The sequence below is a fragment of the Methanosphaera sp. BMS genome (assembly GCF_003268005.1).
Taxonomy (GTDB): domain Archaea; phylum Methanobacteriota; class Methanobacteria; order Methanobacteriales; family Methanobacteriaceae; genus Methanosphaera.
The window spans coordinates 665,558-690,562 of sequence record NZ_CP014213.1 but is presented as its reverse complement, the minus strand read 5'-3'; the positions used below and the strand labels follow the sequence as shown (position 1 = coordinate 690,562).

15 protein-coding genes are annotated in these 25,005 nt (G+C 31.6%); 10 read left to right on the top strand and 5 right to left on the bottom strand.

The genetic code is table 11. From position 1 onward, the window contains the following. The first annotated feature begins 372 nt into the window (after positions 1-372). The 7 genes from AW729_RS02350 to AW729_RS02320 all read left to right on the top strand — a co-directional run bounded on the left by AW729_RS02350 (position 373) and on the right by AW729_RS02320 (position 19,182). Positions 373-1,107, top strand: a complete 735-nt coding sequence (locus AW729_RS02350; RefSeq protein ID WP_112123582.1) for a hypothetical protein — start codon at positions 373-375, stop codon at positions 1,105-1,107. 330 nt (positions 1,108-1,437) lie between these two features. After that, complete coding sequence (locus tag AW729_RS02345) at positions 1,438-4,545, top strand: carboxypeptidase-like regulatory domain-containing protein (protein WP_112123581.1); 3,108 nt, start codon at positions 1,438-1,440, stop codon at positions 4,543-4,545. Between the two features lie 691 nt (positions 4,546-5,236). Beyond that, a complete protein-coding gene (locus tag AW729_RS02340; RefSeq protein ID WP_162685743.1) occupies positions 5,237-9,898 on the top strand; it encodes a hypothetical protein in 4,662 nt (1,553 codons plus the stop codon). Between the two features lie 839 nt (positions 9,899-10,737). Continuing rightward, a complete protein-coding gene (locus AW729_RS02335; RefSeq protein WP_112123579.1) occupies positions 10,738-12,324 on the top strand; it encodes a hypothetical protein in 1,587 nt (528 codons plus the stop codon). A 58-nt stretch (positions 12,325-12,382) separates the two neighbouring features. Continuing rightward, entirely contained in the window at positions 12,383-14,071 is a 1,689-nt protein-coding gene (locus tag AW729_RS02330) for an Ig-like domain-containing protein (protein WP_162685742.1), read from the top strand. 227 nt (positions 14,072-14,298) lie between these two features. Then, positions 14,299-18,471, top strand: coding sequence for a hypothetical protein (locus tag AW729_RS02325; protein ID WP_112123577.1), 4,173 nt, complete (start codon positions 14,299-14,301; stop codon positions 18,469-18,471). A 294-nt stretch (positions 18,472-18,765) separates the two neighbouring features. After that, positions 18,766-19,182 carry a hypothetical protein gene (locus AW729_RS02320; RefSeq protein ID WP_112123576.1) on the top strand — a complete coding sequence of 139 codons (417 nt, stop codon included), beginning with the start codon at positions 18,766-18,768 and terminating at the stop codon, positions 19,180-19,182. Positions 19,183-19,632: 450 nt separating this feature from the next. Here AW729_RS02320 and AW729_RS02315 read toward each other — a convergent pair whose 3' ends face one another. Next, the gene (locus AW729_RS02315; RefSeq protein ID WP_112123575.1) at positions 19,633-19,884 is read right to left on the bottom strand and encodes a hypothetical protein; all 252 of its coding nucleotides are present in this window, start codon (positions 19,882-19,884) and stop codon (positions 19,633-19,635) included. Positions 19,885-20,220: 336 nt separating this feature from the next. Here AW729_RS02315 and AW729_RS02310 point away from each other — a divergent pair, with 336 nt between their 5' ends. From AW729_RS02310 to AW729_RS02305, 3 genes are all read left to right on the top strand, one after another. Further along, positions 20,221-20,520, top strand: coding sequence for a hypothetical protein (locus AW729_RS02310; protein ID WP_112123574.1), 300 nt, complete (start codon positions 20,221-20,223; stop codon positions 20,518-20,520). Positions 20,521-20,697: 177 nt separating this feature from the next. Beyond that, positions 20,698-20,838, top strand: coding sequence for a hypothetical protein (locus tag AW729_RS11140; protein ID WP_162685741.1), 141 nt, complete (start codon positions 20,698-20,700; stop codon positions 20,836-20,838). A gap of 577 nt (positions 20,839-21,415) precedes the next feature. Beyond that, positions 21,416-22,579 (top strand): ATP-binding protein, encoded by a 1,164-nt coding sequence (locus AW729_RS02305; RefSeq protein WP_112123573.1) that lies wholly within the window; start codon positions 21,416-21,418, stop codon positions 22,577-22,579. A gap of 515 nt (positions 22,580-23,094) precedes the next feature. On the opposite strand, the gene AW729_RS02300 is transcribed toward AW729_RS02305, so the two are convergent. From AW729_RS02300 to AW729_RS02285, 4 genes are all read right to left on the bottom strand, one after another. Beyond that, complete coding sequence (locus AW729_RS02300) at positions 23,095-23,565, bottom strand: hypothetical protein (RefSeq protein WP_112123572.1); 471 nt, start codon at positions 23,563-23,565, stop codon at positions 23,095-23,097. Then, positions 23,562-24,023, bottom strand: coding sequence for a DUF3990 domain-containing protein (locus AW729_RS02295; protein WP_112123571.1), 462 nt, complete (start codon positions 24,021-24,023; stop codon positions 23,562-23,564). Before AW729_RS02295 ends, AW729_RS02300 begins: the two co-directional genes overlap by 4 nt. Before the next feature lie 66 nt (positions 24,024-24,089). Continuing rightward, a complete protein-coding gene (locus AW729_RS02290) occupies positions 24,090-24,371 on the bottom strand; it encodes a hypothetical protein (RefSeq protein WP_112123570.1) in 282 nt (93 codons plus the stop codon). Between the two features lie 216 nt (positions 24,372-24,587). After that, positions 24,588-24,911 (bottom strand): hypothetical protein, encoded by a 324-nt coding sequence (locus tag AW729_RS02285; protein ID WP_112123569.1) that lies wholly within the window; start codon positions 24,909-24,911, stop codon positions 24,588-24,590. Positions 24,912-25,005 lie beyond the last annotated feature (94 nt).

Genomic DNA, 25,005 nt, shown 5'->3' with positions numbered 1-25,005 from the left:
ATATTTTTTTTTAAATTTTCCACTTTTTTATTTGCAGATATTACGAACTAAAACTAATATCCTACCTAATAGAATAAATCCCTCCTTATAACTCAACATAAATAAACAATACATTATTCAATAAAAAATCTAATCAAAAACTTACCCCCCTTAGAATGTATACTGCCATAATTGGGGAAGATTTAAAAGAGAGTTGGTGGATTAATGGGATTTATTTAAGGTTGCCGAAGATGCGTTATGAGTAATGAATAATTATTTATGTGTATGACTCAGGATTCTGTATTAGGAAGGCTTTTTTTTCAATGTTGTTCGGTTTTAAATAAAAATAAATATTTGTTTTCATATAATTGTTATTAATAAGCGTGATTTCATATGTTTGCAGAGACGAAAAAAGAAGTTATTATAGAATATCCGGTAGATGTTGTTTATGGGGCCTTGATTTCAGTATTTCCAGTTAAATATTATGAATTAAAAAGATATAATCATATGACACGTGATTTTACTGTTGTTGATTCGTTTAATCCCGCATTTATTATGAGGATAAGTTTAAAGGAATATGACCTGAATTCTACGATTGTTCAATTCATGGTTGATTATCCGCATGCCATATTGGATCTTACCGGTGGAGGCACTCAAGCAATAGAAACTGTTTTGGAAAAGTTGTTGAATCGGTTGGATAAACAAGCAGTAAGTGGTTCTTCTGAATTATTAAACGGTGACATTGAGGTTGTAAATAAGGATACTTTTGTTAATACTACGAAGAATAAATCGCATACTTTGAGTATTGTGGTTGGATATGTCTTATCTTTTCTTGGCATAGTATTGCCGCTTGTCTCCCTGATTTACTATGACCCTGATGATTTTCTTATGGCGATGTTCTTTATTGTGGGAATCGTATGCTTATCTTTTGAGATTTCATTATCTGTTATATTGCAATATTATGAAGATTCAAGATCGGTTTTTCATGGAAGAATACAATTGTGTATCTGTGGACTCTGTCTTATTGTCTTGGGATTTTTAATTCATCCTAGTATTGCGGTCGCGGGTATACTTATTCCTCTTATTTCATTCGTATACTTCTTTAAAAGGGAAAAATCCATCAAATGAAGCATTTTTTTTAATTAATGGAGTATATGTTTCATATTCTTCTTTCTCTGATTATAGTTTTACATCATCCGGGTATATTCCTGTTTTTGTATCATAAATCCTTTTTTATCGTATCGTTGTTTTTCTTGAAAGTTATTGTTTTTTTCATGGATTATCATGTCATGATAAGTATTATTTATAACTATTTATTATAAAACAAATAAAAATATACATTATATTATCCAATAAAATCTTTTCACATGGATAAGTAATGGATAATAATATATCATTATTGGTTATAATCCTATAATCACTATAGATAAGTATAAAAGAAGAAAGGTGTGTTAATAGATGAAAAATATAAAAATCATGCTGCTGTTTGCTACTATATTACTCCTACTTGTGGGAGTAGCCAGTGCAGGTGAAGTATCAGAAGACATAACTGATACAGGTAGCATTACACAAGAGGCAGTTACACAGGATACACATAAAGTATCCGATACTGCTAAGAGTATACAGGAAAATTATGTGGATGAAAATATACAAACAGTCAAAGCATCCGATGATAACTTAAACGAAAACGTAACTAAAACAATAGCCAAAACTCCAAAAGATAGCACTTTAAAAAAAGAACCCATACACTATATTTTATATCGTGTAAATAATTGGAAAGGATTAACGGCGGCAGTTAAAAGTGCTGCAAGCAGGAAAGAAAACGTTACAATTGAATTAGATAGTGGTACATATATAAATACAGGTACAATCAAGTGGACCAATACAAAGAATGTGCTTACAATTAATGGTAATGGACAGACAATAGATGGAAATCAAATGTTGGTATTTGATATTGGTGATGATACTAACATTATTCTTAAGAATATTACGATAAAAAACGCTAAATCCAAGTATGGTGGAGCAATTTCAAGTTTTGGAAATATAAATATTACAGACTCCACATTCGAGGATAACGTTGCAACCGAGTATGGTGGGGCAATTGCAAGCTTTGGAAAGTTATATGTCATAAACTCCACATTTGATTATAATTTCGCATTCAATTATGGTGGAGCACTTATGAGTTCCAAATCAGGAGAGTTACGCATTGTCGATTCAAGCTTTACGGGCAATTATGCACCAAAGGGTGCTGCAATATACTCCTATGGAACTAACAATATTACCGGCAATACATTTACTGAAAATATTGCTACCAACAATGAAACAATTGATTTAGCCGGACTTTATAATGGAAAGTTAAGTTCCAACGTTTATAACTCAACCGATGTTGCATTGAAAACCGTAAATTTAAGTGTTACGGGAAATTATACCATATTCGATGAAGGTGAAGAAATAGTACTGTACTTCGATATTGCTTTAAAACGTCCCCATTATTATGATAAGAATCTCGTGGAAAGACTTGAAGACATAAAAATCTTCATCAATAATATAAAATATGATACAACCACTTACAAGAATTACACCTTATCAAAGCTAGAACCCGGAGAATACAAGGTTTATTACAGGACGTGTAACCACTTTTCAAACACAGTCACATTCAAGGTAATAGCAAGAAACATAACCAACTGGCAACAACTACGTGATGCAGTAGGTGATGTGGAAAGCCAAAGAGCAACGAAAACCATCACACTGGGTGAGGGAACATACATAAATACTGGCACAATCGTTTGGGATAATACAGATACGATACTTACAATTAATGGTAATGGACAAACAATAGACGGAAATCAGCTACAGGTTTTCAACATTACAGTTGGTTCCACAATGATTCTGAAGAACATCACAATACAAAACGCAAAATCATACTATGGTGGTGCAATAAGAAACTCTGGAAGACTGACAATCACACAATCCACACTTGCAAACAACACCTCAATATATGATGGAGGAGCAATATACAACGACTGGGGAAAACTTAACATCACCGAATCCACACTGGCAAACAACACCGCAAGAAAGGGAGGAGTAATACATAACGTCAATAGGGAATACTTTAATATAAGTAGTTCTAATATCACAAACAACCATGCACAAATTGGTGGTGCAATACATACAGAGGGGTATGCTAATCTTAAAGGCAACATATTTACCAATAATACCGCGGATAATAGAGAAACTATTGATTTATTTGGATGGACTAATGGATTAGTTAATGGTAATCGTTACGAAGACACGGATATTTCATTAAATAATGTATTGTCTGTTAAAGAGGATAAGGAATCATTCGAATATGGTGAAGATGTGCTTTTAAAATTTAGTATTGAATTGGAACATCCTAATTATTATGATGAGGATGTTTTAGATCAAATAGATAAAACTCTTTATATCAATGGAGAAAAAAATGTTACAACAGAAAATGAAAACTACACACTATCAAACTTAAACCCTGGCAGATACACGCTATACTTTACAGCCGCCAATCAGAAATCAAACACTGTCACCTTCACAGTTAATAATAGTGAAAACGAAACAGTCAACATAAACCTGTCCACCCAGACAACGCCGACACACCTGATTATCACAGTAAAGGATGATAGCACAAATCCGATAACGGATGGAACAATAACAACAAACCTGACAGGAAACAGATACTACCCTGATGAAAACGGCCAGGTATTCATAGCACTGGACGACTTCGAAACAGGCCAATACACGGCAAACGTTAGCTATGCGGATAACTCAGGTGATGAGGTATCAGATAACGTTACATTCAACGTTTTCGAGCCAACCAACTCGATTAACCTGACGACCTCTGATGTTGAAATGGTAAAGGAAAGATCAGTGATGCTTGAAGCATACGTAGACTATAAAAACAGGACAATCAAGTACGGTAAAGTATACTTTGAAATAGACGGCAAGCCACTGGTAGATGAAAACGGACTCGTACTATATGCTCCCGTAAAGGATAACTGGGCATACCTGCCATACCAGATTCCAATAGAATTATCACTTGGAAATCATACATTAACAGCGGTATACATAGCATCTACTAGTACATGGACAACAGACAATAAGACCTTGACGATAATCGACAATATACCTGAAGGAGCCGGTGACGAAGATAAAACTCAAGTAGAAGAAACTGGAAGCCAACAAAGATACACAAAAGACACCCCACGTTATAAAACAATGACAAAATACACAAAAACAGCTCAGTCAACCACTCCTACAAGCCATAAAGTAGTCACTGACGACAATATGATACCTATAGAAAATACAATTACACTCGGCCAATTAAACGAGATATTTGGCCAGACATTCACAAACGGACACCTATTATTATACATAGACGGACAGCTCGTCTTTAACGGTACAGTCGGTGATGACCTTGCAACAGTCATCCTGGAAATCGTGGAAAAATATCTCGGAGGACACGAACTGAAGGTAGTGTTCACAGACGCTGATGGCAAAACAAACACTTACACAAAAAACGTTACAATAACCTAAACCCCTTTTCTATTTTTTAATTTTTTCTTCTATTGATTGGTTATCGGCAGGAAATATGTTTTTTAGACTTTGATATAGGTTAACATGAAAATAAGAGAGTATTGTACTTTTACATCTTTATCTTCTATTTTTAAAGTTATGATTTTTTTTCTTTATTTTGGGATTGTATGGTCAAACAAGAGCATATAACCCATAATGATACCCTGCTTGCAAAGAAAATAAAAAGAATCGATTTCATATAATGATAACCATTCACTATTTATTTTTTCTTTCAAAGACGAATCGTGGCTCTGTACCACTTTATGTTAATCTTTAGTCTAGTGTATCAGATAGTCTTTAGTATTCTTTTATATGTATATATTATTTTTTAGTGTTGTGTTGTTTTATTATTGATGAGGGCTTTATCTTCATCTTTTTTTTTATCGGTTGATGGGTTTTTATGAATGGTGTGTTTAGTTCTTTTAATTGTAATGATTAATCATGAGTATTGGTTAATTATCATAATAGCCCCTATAATTTAATCATTCTAATTTTCCCAGTGAATTATTAATCTTTTTCATGAATAAAACCTCCTTAATTACTTAATTACTTCTATTGTGTTTCTTTTTTGATATACTCCATGATAACATTTAATATCCTCCCCTCTCAATATATTAATAAAGACTATAAAATCAGAGGATGAATGATTAAAATGAAAAAATTAAAATATGTACTGTTTTTTGCTATAGTACTGTTACTTCTAGTAGGAGCATCAAGTGCAGAAGAGGTGTCCACGGATACAATATGTACGGCTGATGCAACAGAAACTGCCATAACGGATACAGTACAGGTTTCACAGGCAGATAATAATAACCTTGAAGATATTATAACTGAAAAATCTGAAAGTGATAGGACTCTGGATCAAGGAGTAAATACACATAAAGCCATACAAAAGGATATGATGAATAACATAAAGAAGGATTCAACAGTAAATTCATGGAGTACACTAGCAAGTGCTGTTAGCAGTGCAACAAGTGATACAATCATAACCCTTGATGAAGGAACATATACAACAACATCAACCATACCTTTTAGTAAAAAGATAACAGTTACTATTGATGGTAACGGTCAGACAATCGATGGAAACCAACTACAAGTATTCAGTATTGGCAGTGGTTCTTCTTTAGTTTTGAAAAATATCACAATAAGAAATGCTAAATCTTATAACGGTGGTGTAATATACAATAATGGAACTTTAACCATATTCAATTCAACCCTTATTAATAACACGGCAAATAGTGGGGGAGCAATATACAATGACATAAAGAGTACTTCAAGTATTTATAATTCCACACTAAGCAACAATACCGTAAATAATGATACAGGTGAAGCAGTATTTGAAAGGGATTCTTATTATTGGAATAGTCCTTATGCAATTAATTTAGCTGGTGGAGCAATATACAACAATGATGGTACTATGAGTATTTATAATTCCACACTAAGCAACAATACCGCACAAGTATGTGGTGGGGCAATATACAATCGAAATGGTACTATGAATATTTATAATTCCACATTAAACAACAACAATGCAACACATGGAGGAGTAATTTTCAACACCATGGGTCATAACTCAGCGGAGAGTTTCATGGGTTATAACTCAGCAGAGGATTTAGTTAGTGCTGTATTAAATATTTATAATTGTTCATTATACGACAACCACGCAACAGAAGAGGGAGGAGCAATAAGCCAGTCCATGGCAATCACTAATATTTATAATTCCTCATTATACAACAACACGGCAAACAATGGTGGAGCAACATTCAACAACGGATATTTCGTTTTTTTTAATATATATAATTCCTCATTATACGATAACCATGCAACAGAACATGGAGGAGCAATATACAATTATGGAACGGCAATTTCTGATTATTCTTATCAGCTATATAATTCCACATTATACAACAACACAGCAGACAATGGAGGAGCAATATACAACATGGGATCTCTAAATATTTCTTTATCATCATTATATGACAACTATGCAAACAACGGAGGAGCAATATATGCTGGTGGGACTTTAAATATTTCTTTTTCATCATTATACAACAACCATGCAACAGAATATGGAGGAGCAATATTTGCCAATTCAGTTCTATATATCTCTTTTTCATCATTATATGACAACTATGCAAACAATGGAGGAGCAATATATAATTATTGGAGTCTATATCTTTCTTTTTCAGCATTATACAATAACTATGCAAACAATGGAGGAGCAATATATAGTTATGGAACAGTAGATCTTAATTATTCCACGTTAAAAAATAACACCGCAACAAGTGGGAGTGGAGGAGCAATATACAATGGCGAGTATTATGATGATGAACTTCTAGAGACGTTAAGGGCTTATATGGATATTTATAAGTCTACATTAAACAACAACAATGCAAACACTAGTGGAGGGGCAATATACCACAATTCAGGAGGATATTTAGAAATTAACTGTTCTACAATAAACAACAATACGGCAATAAGTGAAAGTGGTGGAGCAATATACTATGATAAATTATCTCATTTAAGGATTAAAGAGTCTACAATAAACAATAACAAAGCAAAGCAAAGTGGAGGAGCAATATACAAGGTTGGTTCTGCAGATATTTATAATTCCGAAATTAATAACAACCAAGCAAACATGGATGGAGGGGCAATATACCACATTAGATATTATTCACTAAGTGGGTTTAATCAGATGTTGATGATTGATAATTCCACATTAAACAACAATATAGCAGATGGAAATGGTGGAGCAATATATCATTATATGACGCCTAGTAGTTATACGTTTTATCGTAATTTAAGTGTTTATTACTCCACATTAAACAATAACACTGCAATTAATGGAAATGGTGGAGCAATATACGTTAATGGAAGTTCAAACATATTCAATTCCACATTAAACAACAATACGGCAGTTAATGGAAACGGTGGAGCAATATTCAAAAATAAAGGAATCATAAGTATTGATAATTCAACATTAAACAACAATAATGCAAAGATTGGAGGAGCAATAACTAATACAGAGGGAACTTGTAATATAACCGGTAATTTATTTACTGAAAATACCGCAGACAATGGTGAAACCCTTTATCTTCCAGGAGAAAAAACTGTAGAAAATAATACTTATAATCATACGGATATTTTACTTAAAACAATAAATTTAACTGTTAAAGATAATCAAGAAACTTTCAGACTAGGTGAAGATGCAGTATTAAACTTTAGCATAGAACTGGAAAATCCAGATTATTATGATAATGATATTTTAGAGAAAATTGAAGATATAACACTTTATATTAATAATAAAATAAACATCACGACCAAATATGAAAATTATACCTTATCACAATTAAATCCCGGAAAATACACCACTTATTTCACTACATGTAACACTGAATCAAATCCCGTAACATTCAAAGTAGTGATTGGTTTTTCAGAAATAAATACAGACAAGATCATATATGACTACGTTGATGGAATAAAAGAAACTGTAACATTAGACATTAATGATCCTATCGGAGAAAAAGGAACAGTAACAGCATCCATAAAAGAAGATGACAACTACAATGAACTGTTAACAATATATAATGTAGCTGATGGATATGAATTCTCAACAGAATCAATAATACAAGCACTTAAAAACATGTACTCCTCCCTTGATGACTCCTATACCATCAACCTAACATACACGAGTAACAATGAATATATTGCTCCAAGTTCAACAGAATTCACATTAAACATTATAAAACAAAGAAACACCACCATAACATATGACATCATAAACAACACAGAGGGCAATGTACAAATAAACATAACAGTACTGGATAAGATATACAACACGCCAATACCAGATGCAACGATAAGCATAACAGGTGATATTACAAAAAAGACCACACATGGAATAATCACTGATGACACGCTAACGATAGGAGAGCACACGATAAACGTCGAATATGAAGAAAATGAAGACTATAACGCGTCAAGTACAACTATCACATTCACGGTTGAAATTGATAAGGATAAAAAGATAGGGGAACTTGAAGAAATAATCAATAACCTAACAGAACAACTTGAAGAAGCAAACAATAGTATCAGAACATTAAATGAACAATTAACTGAAGCACGACAAAATATAGAAACGCTAAAAAACAACATCACACAATTAACAACACAACTACAAGAAGCACAAGAACAAATCAACAAACTCAACAACAGCAACGAAAAACTAAACAAAGAAATAAACAATCTCACAATACAACTAAACCAGTCCAATAATGAAATAAAAACCCTAAAAACAACACTAAACAAACTAAACCAAACCCTGAATAATCTAACAAGACAACTAGAACAAGCACAACAAACAATAAAAACACTAAACAATACAATACAAGAACTAACCAAGCCACCACTAGACACGACAATCACAATAAATCCAATAAAATCAAACATAGGATCAATAACAAAAATCACGGCAAAGATAACCGATGAAAACAAACAAAAAGTAAACGGTGGAAAGGTAATCTTCAAAATAAATGGCATAACGTTAAAAGATGAAAACAACAACACATTATATGCCCAAGTAAAAGATGGAACAGCAACCCTAAATTACAAGGTAGAAAAGGTATGGATTAAAAACACGACATACATCGAAGCAGTATACAGCGGAAACAATAACTACAGCTCAACTAGAACCAAGGCATATAACATACTAAACATCACCAAAGGAAAAGCCACGATAATATTAGAAGACAATATAACGGCAAAAGCCGGTGATACAATAACACTAAGAGCAAAAATACTAGACAGCAACAAAGACAGAATAAATAATGAAAAAATAATATTCAAACTAAACGGAATAACACTAAAAGATTCACAAGGAAACACGGTATATGCAGAGCTAAAGGATGGAATAGCAACACTCCAGTACACGTTACCACCAAACTACGGTGCAAAAACATACACCCTTACAGCAGTACTGGGAGGAAACTACTACCAAAGAACACAAAACAACACCACATTAACAGTCAAGAAAAAAGCAGTAAGCATAAACACTGACTCCATAACAACCAAGAACAATAAAACCACGATAAAAGCAACAATCACGGATGAAAACGAATCACCACTAATAACAAGCACAAAACTAGCAGTCAAAGCCAATGGAATAACAATAGTAAATAATGCTACAAGCGAAAATGGAGTAATAAACCTATCATTTACCACTACACTCAGACCGGGCCTTTATGAATTACTAATAATAAGTGGAGAAAACGGTATATACAAAAGCACTAAGACAACAGCAATACTAAAAATATAAATTCCATCCTATATGATATTATGGTATTATATGAGGAGGAAGAGGGATATATCTTAGTTAATTCTCTTTGTCGATTCAATCCCTATTTTTTTTATTTGAGAGAATAATCTCTCCCTTTGTTTATTTTCTTCTTTCAAAGACGAATCGTGGCACTGCTTTACTGTATAAACTATTCCATATCCTACTACCATGTCATTATATGTTAATCTAGTCTAGTGTATCCGATAGTCTTAGTTCTTTTATAGGCATATATTATTTTTTAGTGTTGTGTTGTTTTATTTTTGATGAGGGCTTTATCTTCATCTTATTTTTATCGTTTAATGGACTATTATGTGTAGTGTGTCGGGGTATAAAATTGTCATGATGGATTCATTCATCTTAGCCCTTTCACGGTTTTTTGGTGTGAATGACGTGTAATCTGTTGTAGCTTGTTATCTGATTCAATTTTAAAGCAATAATCATCCCACTGCTTAATGCTTTTATTAATAAATAGGCATATTATGCTGTTTATATTATTTTCTATGAAAAAACTTAAGCAGAGTAAATTATTTAGGAAATAGAAAATAAAATTTAATAGAAAAATTCTAAACAAATGTTTATAAATAATAATGAATAGAATAATATTCATGTAATATATTTATTTTTATTGCATTCAATTTATATTAATTACAAATAGTATTATAAATACAATCTATTTTTTAATTAATATTCAAATGGTTATTTTATCATAACAAATGAACACGTATTGAAGATAATTTATTACATAACGCAAAGAAAAAAATTCAAATCCATAACAAATCATGGATTTGAAATAATAATAAACAATAGAGGCGATAATAATGCAAATTCGTAAGGTCTTATTATTTGCCATGATTTTACTCGTGGGTCTTACGGTAGTAACTGCCGCAGACATCACAGATGATGACTCTGCAGTAGCAGTTGAAACACCACAAGTAGAACAAACGGCAAATGATATAGGTGAAAATGTGCAGACTGATGCACAAGTTGTAGATGAAATAGAAGATAACGATATATTAGAAGATGAGCTAACTAATGAACTGGTCATTTCAGAAGATGTTACTATAGACTCATCAAATGTAAGCAATTTTAGCAATAGAAACTGGACTGTTAATGAAGGAGTAACCGTAACAGGAACAACTGGTGTTTCATTATCAAATGTAGCGATTACTGTTGCAGGAAATTATGTAACATTAGATAAACTTACTATTAATACCAATAATAATACAAAATTAATTGATGCTACGGGTACAAGTAACCTAACAATAACTGATTCTTCATTAACATTATCAAATTTTGGAACATCAGGTAATAATCAAGCAATTGCTATTGATTTAACTGATGCAGCTAATGTAAGCATAACTGGTACCGCAATAACTTTGAATGCACCATCACAAGGTCAAACATGGAAGAATGATACTGGTTATTGGTATAGTGTATTAGATGTTTCTGGAATATTGGTTAATAATGCAGAAAACATTACAATAAATCAAAACAATATACACGTTATTAATACAACTGAAAAAATCGCATACAGTACAATGCCAGCAATTACAATTAAAAATGGTACAGAAAATATCAATGTAACGTTCAACACAATATATTCTACTGGAGCACATTTTGTATATGGTATTATGATGAATGATGGAGTAACCAATGCAGCTTTAAAAAACAATACCATAACAGTTATTGATAAACTTTATGTAGCTGGAATAGATGCATCAACTGCAATTGATAGTGTTGTTTCTGGAAATCAGATTACTGCTACAAGTAATGGTCAAACATCATATGATCCTATTGTTGGTGAAGAATCATTAGCATATGGAATTATATCTGATACATATGATATGGGCAACCAAAACAATAGAATCTGTAAAAACACAATCACTGCTACAGCAAATACTGTATATGGAATAGAAGTATACAAAGGAAACAATATAACCGTATGTTCAAATAATATTTATGGAACTGGAAACAAAACTATGGGAGTAGCATTTGCACATACAAATAACAGTAAAATCATCAACAACTTTATGAGACTTACTGGAACAACAGAACCATATCATAGTTTTTATGAAGAAGTAACACCAGTAAATGCTGGAATAATATTTACCAATCAATCTAATGGTAATTGGATACAAGGTAATGATATTGAAATAACTGCTGAAGATGATGATTCTGTAACTGCTATTAATTTACAAAACTCTACAACAGCAACGGTAACTGGAAATCTACTATCTGCCATTTACAATGAACTTTATCCAGTTGAAGGTAATGATGCGGTCAGTATTGATGATTTATGTTCAAATATTTCATTATTAACAAATGAAGGTGTTGTTCCATACGCATGTAATTGTGGATGTATGAATAATAATAATGATAATATAGAAAATCAATTTTTTCTATAACGCATCAGTATTGAAAAAATCTTTGAAAAAAGATTCAAATACTGATGATATTTTAATTTTGAACAATGACAATTACGCTGAATATGGGATAACTACATATGGAAGTAGTACTAAAGTAAGTTTACATATATATGGTCAAAATTTCGCTACTGGAACTAATATTATCCTAAATTTCACAAACATTGTAAATGTTGAATTTTACAATTTAAGTAATGTTAATCTACTTGCATGGTATGTTTATGATACAGGTTCACATCAGTTATATATTGAAGAAGACATAGGAACTACAACTATATCTAATTTCTATGCTCCTAATGTAGTATTAAGTATGCATAAAGATAATGTAAATGTATACAATTCAGTTTTCCTGATAGCAAATATAGGTTCAGGTAATTATGCTTATCATAATTTAACATTCGAGAATAATACGATAATTGCTAAAGGAAGTAAAAGTACTGTATCGATAGCTAATAAAGCATTGACATTAAATGCGACTAATATTACATTCAGAAATAATTACATGGTTTGTATGAAAGGTGGATTTAATTCCGGTGTTGTCTTTAGTACAGCAAATGGTGCAAATTATCTCAATAATTTTATTGATGAGAATAACGGACCATTTTATGAAAATCCATTAATGTTAAACAACAGTAATTATAATACTTACTTTAATGAAGATAATACATTAAAAAGTGAATATGAGAATAGTGTTTTATTTGCAGTTGAAAATATTACAAATCCTGTGATAATAAATGCTCCAGTTACCTTAACTGCACTTCGTGGATATGGAGGATATTCAACTGTAAACTTCATTGAAGGATCAGATACCTCAGTAATAGAAGATTCAATAATAAATAAACTCACATTAAATACAGTAAATGGTATAAAAGTAAACAATAATAAATTATTAGATAATGATAGTATTATAGAAATAATCAACTCAGCCGATTGTATTATAGAAAATAATACTGTAAATACTAAAAATACATATACTGTCACATTTGATGAGGATTCAGTAGGAAACATTGTAAGAAACAATGAATTATTTGCAAGTGAATTAACAGGTGATGAGAGTGTACAAACAACAGATGATAACACGGTAAAATCAAACATGCCTCTACCAGTACCAGAGCTAAAAATCGATATAACAGAATTCACAGCTGGACAAACAGCTACAATACAGGCAAGTATTTACCTAGGTAAAGAAGTAGCAAGTGATATAACTGGTGGAAAAGTAGTATTTAAAATAAACGGTAAAACACTTAAAAACTCTGCAGGTAAGGTAATATATGCTAAGGTAGTAAATGGTGTGGCAATAATCGAGGACTACACAGTACCAGCATCATGGACAAATGATACAATAATAACCGCTGTATACTCTGGATCAAGCAAATGTGAAGCATTAAACACAACATCAAGCATAACCATAATCAAAAACGAGCCAACAATGACAACCGAGGACATCACAGCAGCCAAGGCAAGTACAATAACACTTACTGCAACAGTAAAAGATGGAGATAAAGCAATAACTACGGGAAAAGTAGTATTTAAAATAAATGGTAAAACAGTTAAAGACGCAAACGGCAAGGTAATCTATGCTAAGGTAGATGCTAATGGAGTAGCAACAATCCCTGATTACACATTACCGGAATCATTGAAGACAGGAACATACACGATAACAGCAGTATTCACAGCACCAAACTACACAAAACTAGAAAGCAACAGTACTTTAACTATCACGGCATAAAAATATAAAGGATAAAAATAACCCCTTTATTTTTATTCTTTTTTATTAAAACACCTTTTTTAAATAACTACTTTTTTAAAACATTTACTTTATTTCCTATTATATATAAACATTATCTCAATAGAAACTTATTTATTTCATTAACTCATTGTAATAATGAATATTTGATTTTCTAAAGTAAAAAAATAGTTTTCATGATATTTAAGTAAATAATAGGAGTATTTTATATGAAAATAAATAAAATAATAATATTTCTCTTAATTATACTTATTGGAATAACAACCGCATATGCAGTAGATGAAAATAACCTACAAGAAGATGTAGAGCCGAGCATAACAGAAGAAGTAAACTCTCATAGTATAATTCAAGAGAATAGTCAAATCACAACTTCAAATTCAAAGAATAATAAGAATTTGAAGAAAGAATCACAGACAATCATCTTAAACAGTAGTAACTTTGATGATTATGTGACAAACCGGTCATTTAATGAGAAAGTTAACCCTGGAGACACAGTAGATATGCAGGGAATATTTGATGGAGGACACTTCAGCTTAAATATTGACAAACCCGTGAATATTATCTCATCTACACATGATGCATATATAGATGCAGATACAAAAAGTCGTGGTTATTATCCTGATGGTAATGATTACTCCTTTCAAATATCAAACGGTGGATCAGGAAGTAACATCACAGGCATAACACTACATAATACTTATATCCCAATATCCAATGCACATAATATAACAATAACCAACATTACTGCCAGTTGTAACCAAGCAGTAGGAATAGGAACAGGAATGTTATCAATACGTGACGGATCAACAAATGTAAATGTAACCAACAGTTACTTTGAAACATTTCCAAACGGTGGTCATAGTAATGTAGTATTTGCATTTGCCCATGACTGTGTTTTTGAAAATAACACCGTGAAAGGACATGGATTTGTCGGAAACCTCGTTTATATTACTACATATGGTAGTAGTGAAGCAAGTGGGGAGATAAGTGAAACCTATGGTAATTCTAATATTACCATAAGAAATAATTATATTGATGGAAGTGATGCAACAGATAGTGGAATATGTGTAGGATTAGTAGTAGAAGGAGCAAATCATACCATTATAAATAATACGATACTTAAAACCATAGCATACATGATACAAGTAAATGATTATGGTACAAATACGGCAAATATTACGTTCGAAGATAATTACTGCCCATTAGTACAAAAAGACATATTATATATTACAGATAAGAATTATAATTCTTATGGTGATATATTGGAAGATCATTCTTATATATTAAATAGTAATATTGAAAATCAAAATATTGTAATCAATACAACAAATATAAGTAATATATATTCAGCATATAAAGCAAACATCATGGCAATAAATTTAAATATTAATGAATTAACATTAAACTATGATAACATAACAATAAATGGATTATATGCACCAAATACAAAATTAAACCTATTAAACAAAGCTACTATAACTAATTCAACATTAAAAGCAATAGAATTAAACAATCCAAATTCAATCATTACTAATAATATTATAATAAATAACAATCAATTATTAAACAATACATTAACAGCTATCTACTTAACAGAAAGCAACAATCAAACCATAATAAAAAACAATTATTTACTTGCATATGATGATAATCAAATACTATCAGGGGACAATGCAATTACCAAAATAACTGGAACAGATGAAACAATAGAAAACAACACACCAAACTATACTGAAATACACATCTTAAACACAACAACATACAATCAATTATTTGAAGAAAATACCCTAAAAGAAGAAATAAACGGTACAATAATCTTAACACAAACAATAACAGAACCAATAATCATAAATCATCCAGTAAATATTACTTCAATAAAAATACCGACATCAGATGTAATTATAAGAGATAAAAATGCAAGATGGGTAACTGTATCCGGACGCCAATATTTTGATTATCCAACTATACCTAGAATAACACCAAAGTATAGTAATATTACATTTACACGTGAAGCTAATGAATCTAATTTAACCGCCTCATATCTAAACAATCTACTACTAGAAACAAACAACATAAATATTCAAGAAAACACGATAAGTGAAGTGTTTACAATAAATAACTCCAATAATAATCAAATACAGAAAAACAACATCTATGGCAACATCCAAATATTAAACTCCAATAGTAACATAATAGAAGATAATTATATTAACTCAAAAAACAACTACACAATAAACATAGATGAAACATCAACACAAAATACAATACAAAATAACACATTAACTGCAAACATACTAAAAGGAGACCTTAGCATATACAATCCACAAGAAAACACCATAGTAAACAACACACCATTAAATGATGTGAACATCACAATAGACTGTGAAGATACAATCCCCATACTACCAACAACAATAAAAATAAACATCACATGCAACAATAAAACAGTAAACAAGGGATATGTCATAGTAAACATGGTAAACGGTACACCAATATTAAAGGAAAACCTTACAAATGGTTACTTGGAATTAAACTACACGCCAACAAGTATCGGAATTCAAACATTAAAAGTATGGTATTATGGTGAAACTCCATACAATAATAATATCACCCCTAAAAACATCACAGTAAGAAAATCAAATGTAACACTCACACTAGAATCAGAAAACATAACAATAGGAGAGACAATCAACATAAACGTCACAGTACTGGATGAATACAACAACCCAATAGACGATGGAATACTAACATTCATAGTAAACAAAACAGAATACAACACGACAATACATGATGGAAAAGCAATATTCACAGCTAAAACCAATGATACCTGGCTAAATGGAGTACAGGCAAAATTCCCTGAAGCAGATAAATACATTCAAGCCAAGAGTAATGTTATCAAGCCAGCAAAAGGTGAAGTGATATTTAACATCAGACAAAAAGTGGAAGATGACAACCTGAAAATCATGGCATACCTGACAGATATTGGAGAAACGCCAGTAGTAAACGGTTATGTTAGATTTATGAATGGTTCAACAAGGATTAATGCTTCGAAAATAGAAGATGGCTATGCAAGTTGTGAAATCCCATTAGCAAATGTTACAAATGGAGCAGTAATCCTGGCAAACTTCACTAACAATGCTGCATTCAACTTAAGAGCAGAAGAAGTCATACTAACACTAAATCCGCCAACAATAACACAATTACAACTCGATGAAGTAAACGGAAAAGTAGGACAGCCAGCCACGATAACAGCCACGATAACAACAGATGACAACACACCAGTAAATGAGGGAACAGTAACATTTACCACAACCGACTACAACGAGACAGTAACAGTAACCGATGGAACAGCAACTACAACCCATACATTCACACAAACCCTAACAGACACGCTCAAGGCAATATACACTCCGGCAAACACGGATAACTACTATGAAAGCAGCAATACAACCACAATCACAATAACCAAAGACCCAGAGGATACAAATATAAACCTGGAAGCAGTAACAGGTAAAATAAACACGGAAGTTACCATAACCGCAACGGTAACAACAAGTGAGGGAACACCACTAAGTACAGGTACAGTAACCTTCACGACAACTGATTACACAGAAACAGTAAACATAACCGAGGGAATAGCAAGTACAACCCATACCTTCACCGAAGCACTGGATGACACGTTAACAGCAACATACACGCCAACCAACCCAGAAGATTACAACCCATCAACCAACACGACCACAATAAACATCAAAGGCCTTGAATACACATTAAAAGTAGACACCATGACATTCACATTACTACAGGAAAACACCATCACTGCAAAGATATACTATGGAGACAACATAGCAACAAACATCACCAAGGGAAAGGTAACATTCAAGGTCAACGGAAAAACCTTGAAAGACTCAAACGGCAAAGTTATCTATGCCAAGGTAGTAAATGGTACGGCAACAATAGCATACATGGTGCCAGATACGTGGAACAATCAATCAACGATACAGGCAGTGTACTCCGGCTCAAGTGAATGCAAGTCACTAAAAAGCGAGAAAGAAACAATTACAATAGCAAAGGCCTCACCAACGGTAACATTTGATGATGTTACTGCAACACAGGGTGACTCGATACAGGTAAACATCCAAGTATCAATCGGCCAAACCCCTGTAGATACCGGTAAGGTAATACTTAAAATCAACGGTAAATCAGTAAAAGACGCTGACGGTAAGGTTATCTTTGAAACAGTAACCCTTGGAACAGCAACAATAACCTACACTATACCTGAGTCTATGAAGGCTAAAAATTACACATTGACTGTGGTATTCACCTCAGCAGATTATGAAAGAGTAGAAACGACGAGGACTTTGACTGTTACATCTGCGTAAATAGATATTTAATTATGGGGGATATGTTTTAAACATTTTCCCCTTTTAACTTCTTCTTTTAAAATTTAGTTTGAATGGATTTTTTTTCGAATCTATTTACTCTATAATTTATACTTATTATAGTATGGAATTATTAATGCTTTCCAATCATTTGAATTTATTCAGGGAAAATTTTCTTTTTGAATTCTTCCACCGTCATTTTTTAGGCTGTTTTTTATTTTTTATTATTTTTTTTATAAAGGGACTAATATATAAGCATACTAAAAAATATATAATTATCATGGGGGAGTATGGATGAGAACAAAGAATGTTTTAATGATATGCATAATTCTAGCAATAAGCCTAGCGGTAATTTGTGGGGCGGTATTTTTTGCTCAGGGAAGTGTAAGTGAGAACAACACGACAAACAACACCACTAATGTAACCAACAACACCACATTAAATCTGAGTGATGATACCAATAACACGACAGAAGAACAAAAACAAACTACAACTAAGAGTCAATCATCATCTAAAAAATCATCTTCAAAAAGCGGTAGTGATGATGGATATCATTATAGTGAACAATACGGTACATATATTAAAGAATGGGAAGACGGTAGCGGTTCACATATGAAAAGTAAGGATGGACAATGGGAAGCTCATTACAATGAGAAAACAGGTGCTTATAGTGAGAAAACTCCATATGATGGGTGGACGTCTAATCAATAATATGTTCTTGTATAATGGGTATAAGAGATAATTTCATTATTTTTTTCTTATCCATTATATTCACCTACTTTTTCACTTTTCTACCTTTTTTTCACTTGTTATTTATTTATCCAATGTTTTGTGACTTTGTGGCATTATTGGTGCTACTATTTGGTTTTTGAATAACATTAGTATTCTTTCATTTGCAGCTTCTTGAAATGTTATAATATAATAGTATTCGTGGTGCATTATTATGGCGTTACATGACTAGTTTGTAATAATATTGAATCATAATTTGATTTTCATAACCGGATATTATTTTCTATTAAAATTGTATTAAGATATGTACATCAAGTATTAGTTAATATATTATTTTGTTAAAAATATTTTTTATCTTGCTTTTAAAAAAAGAGTTTCAAGGGGATAATAACAATCAATCATTATCCCAATAGGCATTCGCCTGTCTCTATATCATAGTAACGATATCCCCCCATCGCTATCCAAGTGTCTTTTAGCTATCTTTCTGGTGGACTTTTGCTTTAGATACACGTCTTTGTGTGTCATGAATTGTTCCAATCCACTATCTGCTCCTAGGAAATTCTTGTTTATATATGTTATCTGGTTACCGTCTATGTATCCGTCTTCATCCGTATCCTTACTTTGACTGGTTTGGCTTGTCTGGGCAGTTGCTGTTTTTTCTGTCGTGGTATTGTTATTTGTCATATTCTGGGTTGTATTGTTGATTTTTTATGTGTTTGAGTAATTGATGTAAATCAATGTACCGCAGATTATCGCTATTACCCGGATTATTGTTATGCAGATTATCATCAGTTCCTTTGTTCTCATATTATTACACCTATTTGATTTTTAATTTTGGCAAATTAAATTTTACCATATGATATATTAATATAATCGGATATTTTGGCATAGATTACCTTAGCGTTTGAATCCTTGACTGTTTTATCTTTTATCTTGAAGACAACCTTATCCTAGTTGATTACATTGTCACCATCGGTTATGGTGGCTGTTAGGTTTATATCCTCACTGAAACTGGTGGTAATGTCACCGGTTGTGATTGTCGGCGTTGACTTTGCTACCGTTGTGGTGATTGTTTCTGACGCTTTATCATATTTATTAGTTCCTGTCTATACTGTGATTATATTCATCTCTTCACCGTTTATACCTGTTGGTGATGTGTTCTTGGATCTTGTTTTGGCTGACTTTTTCAGCATTGATATTTTTGTCGTCGGTGTCTTTCAAGGCTTTTACGGTTTAACTTGTGGAGGTATCTTTACATTCCATAATTGTTTCTTTGTAATTTGTTGGAACCTTGTTGGAAAAGCTATTGTTATGGGGTGAAGTATTGTGTGTAGTCATGTGTGATTAATATGGCAGTTAATAATTTAGTTGATTGTTTACTGTATGTGGATTTTTATTGGATATATGTAGATTTATTTTAGAATAGGTTATATTTTATTTTAATGAAAACTATTTATATATGGATTAAAAATTACATATTCAGGAGGAAAAAAGGACATGGTTAGACCTATAGGAAATACACCGGAATTGGTTGGTGATGAGGCTAATGAGTTTATAGAACGAATGTTTGAACCATTAACTGAAAAGGAAAAGAAAGTAAAAGAACGAATATTAAATCAAAGAAGAGTGCCTTTATAACTGTTTTTTAATATCATAATATAGGTAGAATCTTCTTTTGGAATCTTTTTCTATAATCTTATTTAATTTTTTTATTTTATCATCATCTTTTTTTTTTAGATTAGTAAATGCGTTATGTTCCACATGAATGTTGTATGCTTCTGGGTATGCTTCAACAACTATAATTCTAACACCTACTTTGTCATTTGATAAATCTTTTATAAATAATAATATATCTTCTAGAATTAATGATTCTAATCCGTGGTTTGCGTATTTTTCGGTTATTGCTAGATGTCCATTTTTTACTCTTCCAGTAGTTTTTTTTCTTATTGGTAATTATTCAGTTGATGTTTTATGTCTAGTTTTAGTTTTACTGTCTCTTATTTTTTTTAGTATTGGTGTGGCACTTAGCAGAAAGCTATCCTATTGTCTAATTATCACATTTTTATATTGGTATACTTTTGTATACTTATGGTATTTGGTTTACATGTGTATACTAGTTTATTTTTGTATACTTACGGTATTTAGTTTACATGTGTATACTAGTATACTTATATATACTATGGATAATATAAGATATACCAAGGTGAAATAAAATATGTCAACAATACCATTATTTTTACACGACAATTTAGATAAATACTTCTATAACCGAAAAGATGATATCAAACATATAAATTATCTCTTGAGATCATTGGATGATTCCATAGCTCAACAATTACTATTAGTTGGATATAGAGGTGTTGGAAAGTCTTATTTAATTAAAAAGATAAGAAGTCAACTACCCGAATCATTTTTAAGTATATGTTTGGATATTTCACAAATATATGGTATGGAAAAGGGTAATATGACTCCGGAAAGTATACTGATGGAAATGTTAGATAAAATAAACAGTGAATATACCAGTAAATCAGGAAAAAATGACATGACAAATTATATTAAAAAGCAACTACAAAAAATCCATACAAAAGATTATACACTAGACCAAGCAACAAAAATAGCTGAAATACCAATACCACGAAGTGAAGAAAACTATAAAAAACTAAGTAAAATGACAATGCAACTACCACAAAAAATAGTTGATGAAAGCCAATCAATAACAGGATTTGTCATATTCATAGATGAATTCCAACTACTACGAAAATTAGATAATTCAGATTCATTCTTCTGGCTAATTCGAAGCTTCAACCAACACCAACATAATGTTAGCTATGTATTTACAGGTTCATTATCAAAAACTTCAGAATTCATCAAATCATTAAACGGTGAGTCAGGAGCATTTGGAGGTAGACTAATACAAATATCAATAGATCCATTCACCAAGGAAGAAACAAGAAACTACTTCAAAGATAACCTTGATGATATCAACTTCACAGAAGAAGGATTTAATACCTTTTATAAATGTACAAGGGGAATACCACTATACATAAACAGTTTCTACAACATATTATCAACACAAGAAGTATACGACCAAGAAAAAATCCAACAAACATTTGAATTAAACATGGAACAAATACTATGGAAAATAGCAATCATATATGCTTCCCTGAATGAATACGAACAGGACATAATAAATATATTAGCACAGGAAGGTCCAAGCACCTGGACTAAAATATTTGAAAAGACAACATTCACAAGAAAAACATTCACGAAATACCTGAACAATCTATTAAATGCAGGTTTACTAGAACATATTGAAGATGAATACATATTGGATGACATGTTAAATGTATGGGTAAAACACGAAAATATGAAAAAATAGACTAGTTTAAAAAGTAACAGTTGGTGTCTTGGCCTATATTAGTTGGTCATATTCATTGCTTATGAATCTTGCTGTTTGTGTGAAATTATTGTTCGTTTATCCAGATAATCTTTTGTGTTATTTAAGAAATCAGTTGCTACATCAATACGTTCTTTTGCTGTTTTTTCATCAAAAGTTATCGTACATCATAATCTGCTTTTAAGTTAATGTTTCGGATTTAGAAAGTTCATCATAATATTTTTTATCAAAGTCACCAGTATTCACAGATTACTTTTGAAAAACCTCTTTTTGCCTATTTGTCACTTGTGAACCGAGGGTTTTCCGGGGATTGCCTGACTGTTACTATGGCTTAGGTTGGCGGGCAATTAGGCCATCAATTGAATAATCTTCTTTTAATATGAGTAAGAGGATTTTTTGGATGAAAAAAAGGATAAGGTGAAAATATTTCCTTTAGTTAGGACTATGTTTTGGGTATACTCGTACTTCACTCAAAAAAGAGGTTTTCTACAAAGCCTTTAAAAACCGCCATTTTGATAAGCTCGAGCTATCACATAAGAAGGTTCATAGAAAGCACTACAGTTATAATTATCTATCACATCGCATATGTCATCATTATATACTCTTATAATACCATCAACATAATCTTCTTTGGATGATAGGGTATTTATAATTAAACGCTGATATACTGCACCCATATCAAGGGGTGTTGGAATGATTGAAGCAAGTTTCTTATCAACAGAGGTAATATCATAATTTCCGTTTTCAAGTTCATAATCATTAATCCAATCTGATTCTACTTTCAGAGGATTTTCACAATGTAATGCTTCTGCACAGCTAATCAGGTGATATAGCCCATCTCTTCCAATTGTATTTACAACATATTTATTTTTTTGTTTAATATGTCTTGCCACTCTTTCTATCATGCAACAAATAAAGTATAAATCATTGATTTTAATATCTTCATCTGGAAAATATTTATTCTTCATAATCTTTCACTTCCTTTAAATGTTAAGGTTTTAAGTGCTTTTTCGGTGTTAAAGCAAATTTGATGTGTTGGATGATTGAATTTTACTAATTCCCAAAATGCTTCTCTTGAAATGTTGCCTTCAATGAATCCTTCAATGAAATTCCAAATTTGATCATCTGCCATAGGTCCTTCAACTATATCATAATTATGTTCTATACCATTTCGACAACTTACAATGAAATTCAACCATTCTTCACTCATTTTGTTAAACTTCAGGATGCATAAATTAGAATTTGATACATATTCATATGAATTTACAATTGATTCTCCTTTTTTTGTCATAGCCCACCGTTTTGCTTGCTTTTTAAACGTGGTGCAGTAAAAACCATAACCGAAATCCTTATAAAAACCATTCTGTAGAATACGTGGAAAAGGCACTTCCACATTACTGCCCTGATATATTATATTATTATCCATATTACCAACTGCTTTTTTTGGGTTATTTTAATAATCAGATTAAATAATATCTCATACTTTCCTTCTCTACTTATTATATCTGTTGCTGACAGTATTAATAATTTTATTTGTTCGTGGTAGGTTTGTTAGTCTTAGGTGTGTTGTTAGTTGGTAGATGTTTTTTTCTCTTCGTTTAAGCATTTTTTTTGTTTTTGTAATCCTATTTTTATCAATTTCTTTTAAACGATTTAATTTCATTGTAGCATCTTCTAATCTTAGTTGTCTTACTATCGGGGTTGTTGAAAATGTGGTTGAAACTTCAATAATATAACAGGTTCTTATTAATAATATTTGCCAATCATCAATCAATACATCAATATAACCGCCTATAAAAAGCTAACAAACCCATTTTAATGATTGTTATATTCAAAAACAAATCTTAATCTGTGGAAAATTCTAATATGGAATGATTATTTTTTATGATGTTAAAAAGAAGATGTGTATGGGAAGAGTATTTTGGAGTTTGCTTTTCCATGTTATAGTGGTGGTTATGCTGGGATAGTTAGTGTTTTTTCATCTGTTTGTCTATTCGTTTGATATTAGTGTTGCTGTTAATGTGTAGTTTTTGGCTTTGTATGATGTTGGTATTGTGTATGTTATATCTGCTTGGTTGTTTGATACTTTGGCATAGATAACCTTGTCGTTTGAGTTCTTGACTGTTTTTCCGTTGATTTTGAAGACAACTTTTCCTGTGTTGATGGTGTTGTCGCCGTCGGTTATGGTGGCTGTTAAGGTAATATCCTCACCAGCAGATGCTGTTATGTCACTGGTTGTGATTGTCGGCGTTGATTTTGCTACGGTTGTGGTGATATTTTTCTTAGTGGTTTGTAGGATGTAACATAATCTCATCCTATTTTATTATCAATAATATCTTTAAGAATTACGAATTAATAAATATACTCTTTTTATTGGTTATTTGGAAATAGTTTTTTAGCTTTTAGTT

Bases quoted from the DNA above. Each gene is read 5' to 3' on its own strand.
- AW729_RS02325 (WP_112123577.1), top strand. From the start codon at position 14,299: ATGAAAATAAATAAAATAATAATATTTCTCTTAATTATACTTATTGGA.
- AW729_RS11140 (WP_162685741.1), top strand. From the start codon at position 20,698: ATGGTTAGACCTATAGGAAATACACCGGAATTGGTTGGTGATGAGGCT.
- AW729_RS02315 (WP_112123575.1), bottom strand. From the start codon at position 19,884: ATGACAAATAACAATACCACGACAGAAAAAACAGCAACTGCCCAGACA.
- AW729_RS02335 (WP_112123579.1), top strand. From the start codon at position 10,738: ATGCAAATTCGTAAGGTCTTATTATTTGCCATGATTTTACTCGTGGGT.
- AW729_RS02350 (WP_112123582.1), top strand. From the start codon at position 373: ATGTTTGCAGAGACGAAAAAAGAAGTTATTATAGAATATCCGGTAGAT.
- AW729_RS02285 (WP_112123569.1), bottom strand. From the start codon at position 24,911: ATGAGATTATGTTACATCCTACAAACCACTAAGAAAAATATCACCACA.
- AW729_RS02320 (WP_112123576.1), top strand. From the start codon at position 18,766: ATGAGAACAAAGAATGTTTTAATGATATGCATAATTCTAGCAATAAGC.
- AW729_RS02340 (WP_162685743.1), top strand. From the start codon at position 5,237: ATGAAAAAATTAAAATATGTACTGTTTTTTGCTATAGTACTGTTACTT.
- AW729_RS02295 (WP_112123571.1), bottom strand. From the start codon at position 24,023: ATGGATAATAATATAATATATCAGGGCAGTAATGTGGAAGTGCCTTTT.
- AW729_RS02310 (WP_112123574.1), top strand. From the start codon at position 20,221: ATGTCACCGGTTGTGATTGTCGGCGTTGACTTTGCTACCGTTGTGGTG.
- AW729_RS02345 (WP_112123581.1), top strand. From the start codon at position 1,438: ATGAAAAATATAAAAATCATGCTGCTGTTTGCTACTATATTACTCCTA.
- AW729_RS02300 (WP_112123572.1), bottom strand. From the start codon at position 23,565: ATGAAGAATAAATATTTTCCAGATGAAGATATTAAAATCAATGATTTA.
- AW729_RS02305 (WP_112123573.1), top strand. From the start codon at position 21,416: ATGTCAACAATACCATTATTTTTACACGACAATTTAGATAAATACTTC.